This window comes from Yinghuangia sp. ASG 101, from assembly GCF_021165735.1.
Lineage (GTDB): Bacteria > Actinomycetota > Actinomycetes > Streptomycetales > Streptomycetaceae > Yinghuangia.
Genome location: NZ_CP088911.1, coordinates 6,169,719 through 6,181,847 on the forward strand (window position 1 = coordinate 6,169,719; position 12,129 = coordinate 6,181,847).

At 75.0% G+C, this 12,129-nt stretch carries 8 protein-coding genes; 7 read left to right on the top strand and 1 reads right to left on the bottom strand.

Going from position 1 to position 12,129, the window contains the following annotated elements:
• Nucleotides 1-51 precede the first annotated feature (51 nt).
• From LO772_RS26405 to LO772_RS26420, 4 genes are all read left to right on the top strand, one after another.
• On the top strand, nucleotides 52-1,080 hold the full coding sequence (locus LO772_RS26405) for an AAA family ATPase (RefSeq protein WP_231774526.1): 1,029 nt from the start codon (nucleotides 52-54) through the stop codon (nucleotides 1,078-1,080).
• A complete protein-coding gene (locus LO772_RS26410) occupies nucleotides 1,067-2,440 on the top strand; it encodes a DUF58 domain-containing protein (RefSeq protein ID WP_231774527.1) in 1,374 nt (457 codons plus the stop codon). The genes LO772_RS26405 and LO772_RS26410 overlap by 14 nt, the downstream gene beginning before the upstream one ends.
• Nucleotides 2,437-4,857, top strand: a complete 2,421-nt coding sequence (locus tag LO772_RS26415) for a transglutaminase domain-containing protein (RefSeq protein WP_231774528.1) — start codon at nucleotides 2,437-2,439, stop codon at nucleotides 4,855-4,857. The genes LO772_RS26410 and LO772_RS26415 overlap by 4 nt, the downstream gene beginning before the upstream one ends.
• A 167-nt stretch (nucleotides 4,858-5,024) precedes the next feature.
• Nucleotides 5,025-6,158, top strand: a complete 1,134-nt coding sequence (locus LO772_RS26420; RefSeq protein WP_231779729.1) for a methyltransferase — start codon at nucleotides 5,025-5,027, stop codon at nucleotides 6,156-6,158.
• An 18-nt stretch (nucleotides 6,159-6,176) separates the two neighbouring features.
• Here LO772_RS26420 and LO772_RS26425 read toward each other — a convergent pair whose 3' ends face one another.
• Entirely contained in the window at nucleotides 6,177-10,583 is a 4,407-nt protein-coding gene (locus LO772_RS26425; protein ID WP_231774529.1) for an FtsK/SpoIIIE domain-containing protein, read from the bottom strand.
• Between the two features lie 105 nt (nucleotides 10,584-10,688).
• Here LO772_RS26425 and LO772_RS26430 point away from each other — a divergent pair, with 105 nt between their 5' ends.
• From LO772_RS26430 to LO772_RS26440, 3 genes are all read left to right on the top strand, one after another.
• The gene (locus LO772_RS26430) at nucleotides 10,689-10,997 is read left to right on the top strand and encodes a hypothetical protein (protein WP_231774530.1); all 309 of its coding nucleotides are present in this window, start codon (nucleotides 10,689-10,691) and stop codon (nucleotides 10,995-10,997) included.
• Nucleotides 10,998-11,091: 94 nt separating this feature from the next.
• Nucleotides 11,092-11,727, top strand: a complete 636-nt coding sequence (locus LO772_RS26435) for a hypothetical protein (protein WP_231774531.1) — start codon at nucleotides 11,092-11,094, stop codon at nucleotides 11,725-11,727.
• Between the two features lie 35 nt (nucleotides 11,728-11,762).
• Nucleotides 11,763-12,056 (top strand): WXG100 family type VII secretion target, encoded by a 294-nt coding sequence (locus LO772_RS26440; protein WP_231774532.1) that lies wholly within the window; start codon nucleotides 11,763-11,765, stop codon nucleotides 12,054-12,056.
• The last annotated feature ends 73 nt before the right edge of the window (nucleotides 12,057-12,129 follow it).

Below are 12,129 nucleotides of genomic sequence, written 5' to 3' on the forward strand. Positions count from 1 at the left end.
GGCCCGGGCCCGTCGACCGCTGCCCGACCACCGCGTACGAGGAGTGTCCCGGTGACGACCACCGCGCCCACCGCCGCCGAGAACGCCTCCGCGGTGCCCGGCCCGCTGAAGCTGTTCGCCGAGTGCTTCACCGCGCTCGCCGACAACGTCGAGCGGGTGGTCAAGGGCAAGCGCGACGTCGTCGAACTCGCCCTGGTCTGCCTGTTCGCGGAGGGCCACGTGCTGGTCGTGGACGTGCCCGGCACCGGAAAGACCACGCTCGCCCGGGCGTTGGCGGCATCGCTCGACGGCACGTGCCACCGTGTGCAGTTCACGCCGGACCTGCTGCCGTCGGACATCACCGGCGTCTCGGTGTTCCGCCAGGACACCGGCCGCTTCACGTTCCTGCCCGGCCCGGTCTTCGCCAACGTCGTCATCGGCGACGAGATCAACCGGGCCTCGCCCAAGACGCAGTCCGCGCTGCTGGAGGTGATGGAGGAGGGCCGCGTCACCGTGGACGGCGTCACCCACGACGTGCCCAAGCCCTTCCTGGTGTTCGCCACGCAGAACCCGGTCGAGATGGCGGGCACCTACCCGCTGCCGGAGGCCCAGCTCGACCGGTTCATGATGCGCTTCGCCGTCGGCTACCCCGACCACGCGTCCGAATTCGCGGTCGCCGCGGGCACCATGGCCGAATCCGTCGACGCGCTGCCGACCATCGCGACCGCCCGGCACGTCGAGGAGTTCGCGCGCGTGATCCGCGAACGCGTGCGCGTGCCCGACCCGGTCGTCGACTACGCCATCCGCATCGCCGTCGCCACCCGCGACCGGTCCGACGTGCGGCTGGGTGCGGGTCCGCGCGGCAGCGTCGCGCTCGTGCGGGCCGCCCGCGTCCGCGCCGGGGCGCGCGGACGCACGTACGCGCTTCCCGAGGACGTCAAGGCGCTCGCCGTCCCCGTCCTCGCTCACCGGCTCCTCCTCGCGCCCGAGGCGGAACTCTCCGGCGTCACCGCCGACGACGTGATCGCGGAGATCGTCGCCCGGCTGCCGGTGCCCCAGCCGACCGCGGGCCGGGACGGAAGCCCCGGTGGAGCGGGATGAGGGACGGTCGGCCGCGCCCCCGACCGACACGCACGGACCCGGCACGCACCCGGCCGACCCCCTCGGAACCGACACGCGCGACGCCGCCGGCCCGGCCCGACCCCGGGACCCGCGCGCCCGGTGGTGGCCGTGGACCGCGACGGGGACGCGCCTGCTCGGGATCGCCGCCGCCCTGCTCGCCGCCGCGTGGCCGCTCGGCTACCCCGAGGCCGCCGTCCTCGGCGGCGCGGCACTGCTCACCACCCTCGGCGCCCTCGCCTGGGCCCTGCCGCCGCGCCGAATATCGGCCGCGCGCGTCGTCGTCCCCGCCCGGGTGGCCCGCGGCGACCCCGCCGAGGCCGTCGTCACCCTGGTGAACCGGGGCCGGCGCGTCCTGCGGCGGCTCGCGCTGGAGGACCGCTGCGGCGGCCGGCCCGTACCGGTCGAGGTCACCCGCCTCGCCCCCGACAAGCCCGGGGAGGCCCGCTACGGGCTGCCGACGGACCGGCGCGGCCGGGTGGTGGTCGGGCCGCTCCGCGTCGTACGTGCCGACCCCCTCGGCCTCACGCGTCGGGCGAGCGTGTGCGCGGGGGAGACCACGCTGCTCGTCCGCCCCCGCGTGCATCCGCTGCCCCTGCTCGCCTCCGGGCGCGCCCACCACATCGAAGGGCCGAACTCGGCCACGGCGGACGGCGGAAGCCAGACGTTCCACGCCCTGCGCGGCTACGTGCTGGGCGACGACCTGCGCCGCGTGCACTGGCGGTCCTCGGCGCGCACCGGGGAGTTGATGGTCCGTCAGATGGTGGACGTGAGCATGCCGCACACCACGGTCGTCCTCGACACGCGGTCCGCCGCCTACGACGCCGCCCGCACGCCGGAATCGCGGGACACCGCCGAGCGGGCCTTCGAACTCGCCGTCGAGACGGCCGCGTCGGTCGCGTGCGCGGTCCTGCTGCGCCGCTTCCCGCTGCGGCTGCTGGGCGCGGCCGGGTGCGTGCTCGCGGAATCGCGCCACAGCCTCACCCCCGACGAACTCCTCGACGCGCTCGCCGTGGTGGAGTTCACCGGCGAACGCTCCCTCGCCGCCGCGTTCGACGCGGTGGACCGGGCACGCGTCGGCGGAACCCTCGTCGTCGTCAGCGGCTCCCACGACCTGACCGGTGTGCGCGAACTCGCCCGGCTCGCCGACCGGTTCGAGCGCACCGTCGTCGTCCGGGCCGCCGCGCCGGGGCACGCGGCCGAGCGCGGCACATCCGAGCGCCCGGCGGCCGGGCGCGGCGGTCCCGACGGCCCGGGCACGGTGCCCCGGGACATCCCCTGCCTGCCGGTCGACGGCCCGGACAGCCTCGTGAGCGCGTGGCGCCGGGAGGCCGTCCGATGACCTGGAACGCCGCACCGGAACGCACGAAAACCCGCGGAGCCGACCCGCCGCGGCCCGCCTCCACGCGCGCGTACGCCGCGCCGGAGCCGCCCGCGACGGGCGCCGCCGGGGGCGGAGCCGGTTCCGTGGCCGCCCGGTGCGCCGTGGCGCTCGGGCCGACAGGCGTCCTGGCGCTGTGCGCGGGGCTCGCCTTCCACCGGGCGTACGGCCTGCGGGCGGTCGCACCCGTCGTCGCGCTCGCCGCTCTCGTACCGGTCGCGGTCTCCGCGCTGGTGTCGCGCCCGCGCGGCGGTGGTCCCGCCCCGCTGTGGCGTTCGCTGCTCGCGCAGCCCCTGGCCTGGTTCCTCGTCGGGTGGGGGATCCTCCACCGCGACACCGTGCCCGGCCCGGCACTCGCCCGCCGCATGGGTGCCGATCTGCTGGACGCACCCCACCGCGTCCTCACGACCGTTGCCCCGGTGCCCGCCGAAGGCGCGCTGCTGGTCCTGCCGTTCACCGCCGTGTGGCTGGCCGCGTACGCCGGTGCCGAACTCGCCCTCCGCACCCGGGCCGTGCTCACCCCGGCCCTGCCCGCCTTCGCCGTGCTCGCGCTGGCGGCGGTGGTCGGTGCGGGCGGACCGGGTTCGAACGTGGCCGCCGCGGGCGCTTTCGCGGGCGCGACAGGGCTCCTGCTCATCGCCCGGTGCGGCACCGCGGCCGGCGTACCCGCCGACACCCCGGCCGCGGCACGCGAACACCCGGGGCGGGCGCGGGCGTCGGCGGCCTCGATACCCGTCGTCATGGCCGCCGCCCTGGTGGCGGCGCTGGTCGCGCCGTCCCTGACCGGCGCGGACGGCCGCACGCCGGTGAGCCCGCGCGACGAGGCCGCCGCGCCGTCGCCGGGGCCGATCACCGGGGGCAACCCCCTTGACCTGGTGGGCTCGTGGCTCGCCGACCCGCTGCGCCCGATGTTCCGGGTGACCGGCACCGCGGCGTCGGCCGCCGACGCCGCCCGGCTCGCGGACCAGGACTGGCGCCTCGCCGTCCTCACCGAGTTCGACGGCAGGACCTGGTCTCCCGCGGCGGCCCTGCGGCCGACCGGGGGACGCGTACCCGGTACCGCCGACGGCGCCGCCGCGTCGGACGCGGGGGTGGACACCCTGGACCTCGACCAGCGGATCACCGTCCAGCGGCTCGGAGGGGTGTGGCTGCCCGCCGCGGACCGGCCGCGGAGCATCGAAGGTCCCCGGGGAGCCGAGGAGTTGGCCGTCGACACCGACAGCGGCACGATCGCGACACGGGTGCCGCTCCAGGACGGCGACACCTACCGGGTCAAGTCCCAAGTGCCCCTCCCCGACCCGCGGCGCGTGCAGTTCGCGCAGACCGCGGACGACCCGGCGATGACGCACCTGCCCGACAGCCCGATTCGCGACCGGCTGCGGGAACTCGCCCACCAGGCCACCGAGGGCAGCGGATTCCCGTACCAACAGGCGCTGCGTCTCGCGCAGTGGCTGCGCGACAACCACACCTTCGACACCGCCGCGGTGCCCGGACACACGTACCGGTCCCTGGAGTTCTTCCTCACCGAGTCCAAGCGCGGCACGTCCGAGCAGTTCGCCACCGCGTTCGCGGCGATGGCCCGGACGCTCGGCCTGCCCGCGCGGGTCGTGGTCGGCTTCCACCACGGCACCGAGGAGGCCGACGGCCTCCAGGTGTTCGGCCGCGACGCGGTGGTGTGGCCGGAGGTCGAGTTCGCGGACGTCGGGTGGGTGGCGTTCCAACCGACGCCGGGCGAGGCGGCCGGCGGCGGGCGGCCCCTGCCCCCGCAGGCCGTACCGGAGCCGGCCGAGCCCGCCCCCGGCGGCCTGCCGCCGGGCGCGGCGGTGCAGCGCCGGATCGAGGACGAGCGCATCATCGACGCCGAGCGCGACGCCCCCGCACCGCCGACCGCACAGGCCGACCGCGGGAGCGGCGGGATCCCGTGGTGGACCTGGCCGATCGCGGCGATCGCGACGGCCGCCCTGGTCGGTACGGGGCTGGGTGCCCACCGCGCACTCGCGCCGTGGCGGCAGCGCCGCAACGAACGGCGCGGCGACCCGGCCTGCCAGGTCATCGCCGCCTGGCGCCGCGTGGGCACCGCCCTGCACCGTCTGGGAATGCCCGACCCGGCGACCCTGACCGCCGAGGACGTCGCCGCCTACGGCACGGCCCGCCTGACCGGCGTCCCTCTCACCGACCACCCGGGCGCGCCCGACGCGGCGACCGTCCTGCCCGACTTCGCCGCCCTGGTCAACGCCATCGCCTACGGCGACACGACCCCGACCCCCGCCCGGGCCGCCGAGGCCTGGCACCACGCGGACGCGCTGACACGCGCCGCCCGGAAGGCCGCGGTCGCGGCGCCGACGGCGAACGCGGCGGTGGCAGGGGGCCGCCCGTGAGGGCGGCAACGCCGCGGGAGGCCCGCGGGCCCCGACCTGCCGCGGCCGACCGGGCGGGAGCCGGCGGCCGGTCCGCCGCGGCCGAGCCGCGCACCGCGCCGGCGCCCTCGTCCCTCGGCCGGTCGCGGCGGCGGACGGGTCGGTAGCCTGGGCGGATCATGGAACGGTTGGCTACGGCGTGGGGCGATTTCCGGCTCGGGCGGTTCCCGGACGACCCCGGGGAACGGTTGCGGGCCTGGGACGCGGCGGATGCCTATCTGCTGCGGTGGTTGGCGGCGGAAGGCGGCGACATCCGGCGCGGGCTGATCGTCGGGGACCGCTGGGGTGCGTTGACGACCGCACTCGCCCGGTTCGGGGTGACGCAGATCACCGATTCGTTCCTGGCCCGCGAGGCCACGCGGGCGAATCTCGCCCGAAACGGCGCCGACGCGGGCGCGCCGCGCCTGCTCACCACCCGGGACACGCCGCCCGAGCGGGTCGACACCCTGCTCGTGCGGGTGCCGAAGAGCCTCGCGCTGCTGGAGGACCAGTTGTGCCGGCTGGCCCCCGCGGTGGGCCCGGGGACCACGGTCGTGGGGGCCGGCATGGTGAAGGAGATCCACACGTCGACGCTGGCGCTGTTCGAGCGCGTCCTCGGGCCGACACGGACCTCGCTCGCCGAGCAGAAGGCCCGGTTGATCTTCTGTACGCCCGACCCCGGCATCGCCCCGAGGCCCAGCCCGTGGCCGCACGGGTACCGGCTCCCCGACGGGATCGGCGCCGCCTCCGGGCGTACGGTCGTCAATCACGCCGGGGTCTTCTGCGCGGAACGCCTCGACGTGGGGACCCGGTTCCTCCTCGGCGCCCTGCCGAGGCGCACCGGCGCGGAGCACGTCGTCGACCTGGGCTGCGGCAACGGGGTCGTGGGCCTCGCCGCGGCGCTGGGGAATCCCGAGGCGCGGGTGACGTTCGTCGACGAGTCGTACCAGGCGGTGGCCTCGGCCGAGGCGACGTACCGGGCGAACCTCCCCGACACCGGGAAGGCCGAGTTCGTGGTCGGCGACGGGACGGCCGGACTCCCGCCCGGCAGCGCCGACCTGGTCCTCGTGAACCCGCCGTTCCACAGCCACCAGGCGACCACCGACCGGGTCGCGTGGCGGATGTTCACGGGATCCCGCACGGTGTTGCGCCCGGGCGGCGAGCTGTGGGTGGTCGGCAACCGGCACCTCGGCCATCACGTCAGGCTGAAGCGGGTCCTCGGGAACTGCGACGTGGTCGCCGCGAACCGCAAGTTCGTCGTGCTGCGGGCCGTCCGGCGGTGATCCGGCCCGGCGGCCTGGTCACCCCCCGATGGTCGTCGCCGGGACCTGCACCACCACCTGTTCGCCGTCGCCCAAGTGCAGGACGCCGCGCCCGGGTTGCACCGGGTGGCCGACGAACGCGCGCGGCAGGCGCACCCCGATGAGGTCGCCGTCCATGGTGTTCTGCGGGGACAGGACCAGGCCGCGCCGGGCCTTCTTGGCCTCGACCTGCCAGCCGGAGAAGCCGACGCAGATGCTGTCCGCGTCGCCGGCGAGGATCAGTCCCACGTCGGGGCGCAGCGAGCGGCGTGTGAGGCGGGCGAGGTCCGGGCCCGCCTCGCAGTCGCGGAGCAGTTCCGCGTCGTCGACGAGGACGACGCCGGGGCCCGTCAGCGCGTCGACGGCGGCGAGGAAGTCCGCGGCGGGCACATCGGGGCCGTCGAACACCGCGGCCACGCCCGGGGTTTCGCGCAGCCCGCGCAGCGGTGATGCGCGTGGGGCCAGCACGATCACCTCGGTCCCCGCCGCGAGGTACGCCTTCGCCGCCGAGGCGAGGGCCGTGCTGCGCCCCGACTGCGCGGGGCCCGCGATGACGAACGCCGGTGTGCCGACGGCGAGATCGGGTCCCAGGGCGGTCAGCGTGTCGCCGCCGACGGCGACCATGCCCCACAGCGGGCCCGCCTCGGCCGGCATGCCGCCGCGTCCCCGCAGGGACCAGGCCGCCGTGAAGGCGATGTGCGACGGCAGCACGTCGACTCCGAACGGCCTTTGCGCGCGCGGGACATCGGCGTCGCGCAGCCGCGCGGCCTCGGCGATCGCCCGCACGTCGGCGGCCTGCGCCTGCCCGGCCGGGTCGGGGCCGAGCAGGGCGACGTGCGTCTCCACCGCCCCGACGCGGTACGCGCGTCCCGGGGCGAGGGTGTCCGGTGCCTGGCGTGCCATCAGGCCGACGAGCCCGTAGTCGTTCTTGTCGCTGACCCGGAACGCCATGCGGTTCTCGGTGAGTTGCGAGATCCGGCCGGTCAGCAGCGTGCGGTCGCCGGTCGCGATGACGTGCACGCCCGCGCTGGCGCCCTCGCGCATCAGCCGCAGGATCGTCTCGGTGTGCTCGCCGTGGTTGAGGTCGCCGACCGTGCTGGTGAAGCCCTCCCAGCGGTCCAGCAACAGGACGATGTGCGGCAGCCGTTCGCCGGGTGCGGCGTGCGCGCGCTGCTCGCCGGCGTCGGTGAAGCCGCGTTCGCCGAGCATCGCCATGCGCCGCTTCACCTCGTCGGCGAGCTTGCCGAGGAGGCGGACGGCCCGCTCGGTGTCGGACGCGCGGACGACCGCACCGCAGTGCGGCAGCGCCTCCAGCGGCAGCAGCGCCCCGTTGCCGCAGTCGAGTGCGTAAAGGTGCACGTCCGCACACGAGTTGGTGGTCGCGAGCGATCCGGCGACGGTACGCAGGAGTTGCGAGCGGCCGGTGCGCGGCGCCCCGGCGGCGATGAGGTGACCGAACGACGTGAAGTCGATCGTGCGGACGCGGCGGGCCTGTTCGCCGGGCAGGTCCTCCAACGCGAACGGGGCCGGCGCCAAAGTGCCCGCCTCCGCACCGGATTTCGCGCCGGTGAGCTCCGCCAGCGTCAGGATCTCCGGCAGCGGCGGCGCCCACGGGCTGTGCTGGGGCGGGATGCCCAGCCGGTCGTTGGCCTCGCAGATCGCGTCCACCAGCACGGACAGGTCGGTGAGGAGGTCGTCGCTCTCGGTGCTCGGCCCGCGCGGGGGCGGCGGAAGCGGCGATCCGAGGGCGGCCCAGGGCAGTTCGACGACGCGCGGGGGCGGTGGTGCCGCGCCCTCGGCGGGGGAGCCCGGGCGCCGTCCGCCGACCCGCGCGGACTGGAACGGCAGCAGCGACGACGCACCCAGGCGTACGTACGCACGCCCGGGGGTCGACTTCGAGATGCGCCCGGCGTCGGGGGCGTCGATGACGTCGGCGCTCTCCGCGCCGTCGGTGACGCGCAGCGCGATCCGCAGGTTGGTGTTGGCCCGGATCTCCGGGGAGACCGCGCCGCTCGGGCGCTGGGTCGCCAGGATCAGGTGGATGCCGAGGGACCGGCCGCGTCGGGCGATGTTGACCAACGCCGTGACGTAGTCGCCCATTTGCGTGACCATCTCGGCGAACTCGTCGATGACGATGAGCAGACGCGGCAGCGGCGCGAGCCCAATGTTCGTGCGCATCGCGACCTGGTAGTCCTCCAGGTCCTTGGTGTCGGCGGCGGCCAGGATGTGCTCGCGGCGCCGCAGTTCGGCGGCCAACGACTCCAACGCCCGTTCCACGAGGCGGGCTTCGAGGTCGGTCACCATGCCGACGGTGTGCGGGAGGCGCGCGCAGTCCTTGAACGCCGCGCCGCCCTTGAAGTCGACCAGCGCGAACGTCATTTCGTCGGGCCGGTTGGCGATCGCCAGGGCCGCGACGATGGTCTGGAGCAGTTCCGACTTGCCGGATCCGGTGGTGCCCGCGACCAGGCCGTGCGGGCCGTCGCGCACGAGGTCCACGCCGAAGGCGCCGTCGAAGGACTCGCCGACGACCGCGACGGTCGACCGGCCGCCCATCGACCAGCGCCCCGCGATCGTCTCCCCGCTCGGCGGCTCCAGGTCCAGGACGTCCAACAGCCGTGAGGAGTCCGGGAGTCCGGCGGACTCCGCGTCGTTCTTGGCGTCGCGCAGGGGGGCCAGGGAGCGGGCGACCCGCTCGCACCACGCGGCGGAGACCGCGTCCGGGCGTACGCCGTCGGCGGTGTCGGCGCCGGTCCGGGTCACCGTCAGCAGTCCGTACCAGTCCTCTTCGACGACCGCGCCGCACTCCTGCGGCAGGAGGCCTCGGTCCGCGTCGAGGCAGATCGCGTACAGGCCGACCGCCGGGCCGTCGCGCAGGAGTTGCGTCACCCCGGGGACGGAGCGCAGGCGGCGGGAGCCGTCGAACACCACGAGGTGGTCGGGGCCCGCCGGCGCGGAGCCCGCCCCCGCCGCCTTCACCGCGTCCTGACGTGCCGTCAAAAGCCCCAGCAGTTCCGCGATGCGGCGGCCGATCGACTCGGCGTCGGTGCCGAGCAGCGCGACCGCCTGGCCGTCCTGCTCGGGGCGGGCGTGCGGGAGCCAGCGCACCCACTCCCAGTCCGCGGCGCCCGCGTGGTCGGTCAGCACGCACACCCGCAGATCGCCCGGAGCGTGCAGCACCGCGGCCTGGGCGACGAGCCAACGGCCGATCCCGCGGGGGAGGTTCGCCCGGCCGGCGACGCCGAGCACGCCGCACTGCGCGAGCGGCACGGTCACCGGAACCGCCGCGAGCCGGCGCGGATCCGCCCGCCGGTGCTCCTCGCGGCGGGGATCGGTCACCTCGACCTCGGACGGGAGTTCGCCGGTCCCGACGCGCAGCACCAGGCGGTCCGCGTCGCGGTGCCGGCGCTCCCACAGCCGGCGGCGGGGGCCCGTGGCGACGAGCCCGATCCGCGCCGCGTCCGGCGCCGCCGCCCGGCGCTGCAGGGTCTCCAGGCGGATGGCGTGCTCCACCTGCTCCTCGATCGACGCCTTGCGCTGGTGGTAGCGCTCCAGGCGCTTGCGGTACGAACGGCGGCCGTGGCGCTTGTTGGTGAAGTACATCCCCATCATCGACAGTGGGCTGAGCACCGCCAGGATCAGGAACCGTGGCGTCTTCATGACGTACGCCATCACCAGCGCGCCCATGAGCGGCCCCAGCACCATCAGCCACGGCAGCGGCTGCGCCTCGCCCTGCTCGGGGCGCGTGGGGATCTGGAACGTGCGGCGGCGCGGCAGCGGGAGCACCCGGGGCGGGCGGTTGAAGTCCAGGCCGGCGCCGTCCTCGGCGGGCCGCAGCGCGCCGTCGGGGAAGTCCGGCACGGCCCGCTCGAAGACCGTGTGGCCGCACGTCAGCACGCCGCGCAGCGGCCAGGCGCGGGGCGCGTCGAGGAGTTCGCCGTCGACGCGCACCTCCGCGCCGCCCGGGAGCGGCCGTACGGTGACGGTCCCATCGCTTGCCGCGTCCACCTCGGCGACGGCGGCCGGAAGCGCCGGATCGGCGACGCGGATCCACGCGTCGGGCCCCGAGCCGAGGACCGCCGTGCTGGGCCCGAGCCGGAACACCGCGCCGGCGTCGGGCCCGCCGGTGACGTGTATTTCGACGTTCCCGAAGGAGGCCGGCGGCGGGACCGGGGCCCGTGCGCCCACGGCGACGACGACGCCGTCGCGCAGCGGGGACGCGCCCACGGCCGCACCGGTGTCCAGCCGGTGCCCCGCGACGTACAGGTCGGGGACGGCACCGTCGGGACCGGTCGCGCCGACCGCGCGGCCGAACTCGGCGGCGAGCGCGGCGACCGGGACGTCGGGGTCGGTGTCGACGACGACGTCGGCGGCATGGTCCGCCGCGGTCAGGCTCAGCCGAATTTCCATCGCTCCCCCTCGGCGCACCGGTCGGATTCCCGATATCCCTGGCGGCCGGCGGTGTGTTGCCGTCATGATTTCGGGGATATCCGGATTCCTGCGAAGGGTATACCGATGGGATTCACGACAGGGGATTTGGTCGTCGACCTTCCCGAGTTGGACGTGTTCGCCAGGCGCCTCGACCTGATCCGCCAGACCATGAACGACACCCCGAAGAACGTCGACAACGTCGATGCCGCACTGGGGCATTCGGGTGCGGCGGACGCCCTGCACGACTTCGCCGACGGGTGGCGGGACGGCCGCAAGAAGCTTGAGGGCGAGATGAAGGCGCTGTCCGAGATGGGCCATTCCGTGGTCACCGAGCTGACCGCCACGGACCAGAAACTCGCGAATGCGGTGAACGCGAACCAGACTTCACCTTGATATCTCCTGATGTTCACTTTCCATAATCCTCGCGCTTCCCCGGGGCGCACTAGAAAGCGAAGAGAAGCATGTTTCACGGGGAAGCGGGGGCAGGGTGCGCAGCACGCGTTCCACGGCACCGGTCGGTGTCTCCATCACGGTGCCCGGGCACTGGTACGAGTTCGACATCCATCCGGCGAGCCGCGACGACAACATCCGCCGCGCGGTCAACGACCGCATCCGTGAGGCCCCCGAACTGGCCCCGCACCGCCCGGCGTTGCTGAAGCTGCTGCGCGCGATGGCGCGCGACGCCTGGGACTCGGGCGCGCTGTACTGCGGCTGCCACGCCGAGGAGGTCGACGGGACGCCGGTCACCGCGAGCGTCACCATGGCCGTCGTCTCGACCCGGTCGCCGTCCGGCGAACTGCTCGACACCGACCCGCGCGCGATGGCCGCGTCCCTGAAACCGAAGGCCGCGCTCCACGAAAACGACACGTGGCAGCGGGTGTCCACGGTCGACATCCCCGAAGTCGGCCCGGCGGCACGGTCCGAGGGCGTCGAGGACGTGCGACTCCCCGGCAGCCCGCGCCGGGTGCGCCTGGCCACCATGCAGACCTTCGTCCGCGTACCGGGCAGCGCCGAGCACCTGGCGGTCATCACGGGGACCACGCCCGCCCTCGCGCTCCAGGACGCCTTCCTGGACGTGTTCGACGCCATCACGTCGACCTTCCGCTTCGACCACGCCACCTGATCCGCCGCGCCGGAACCGACCACGAAAGGCACCCCATGGCCAACGTCAACGTCACCTACGAAGAGATGCGCAAGGCCGCGCAGGACCTCGCGGACGGCCACGCCGACATCATCGACAAGCTGACCGTGCTCCAGACCCTCATCAAGACCCTGGTCAACGGCGGATACGTCACCGACAAGTCCAGCAAGCAGTTCGAGACCTCGTACGAGGAGTTCAACCGCGGCGCGTCGCAGACGATCGAGGGCCTTCAGGGCATGAGCGGCTACCTCAAGAAGGCCGCCGAGACGTTCGAGCAGGCCGACCAGCAGCTCGGCCAGGGACTCAGCTGACGCCTCCCGGCACCCGGCGCCGTCGCGGCGGCATGGAGAAACCGGGGCGCGGACGCACGGCACGACGCTGCGT

Bases quoted from the DNA above. Each gene is read 5' to 3' on its own strand.
- LO772_RS26415 (WP_231774528.1), top strand. From the start codon at position 2,437: ATGACCTGGAACGCCGCACCGGAACGCACGAAAACCCGCGGAGCCGAC.
- LO772_RS26425 (WP_231774529.1), bottom strand. From the start codon at position 10,583: ATGGAAATTCGGCTGAGCCTGACCGCGGCGGACCATGCCGCCGACGTC.
- LO772_RS26430 (WP_231774530.1), top strand. From the start codon at position 10,689: ATGGGATTCACGACAGGGGATTTGGTCGTCGACCTTCCCGAGTTGGAC.
- LO772_RS26440 (WP_231774532.1), top strand. From the start codon at position 11,763: ATGGCCAACGTCAACGTCACCTACGAAGAGATGCGCAAGGCCGCGCAG.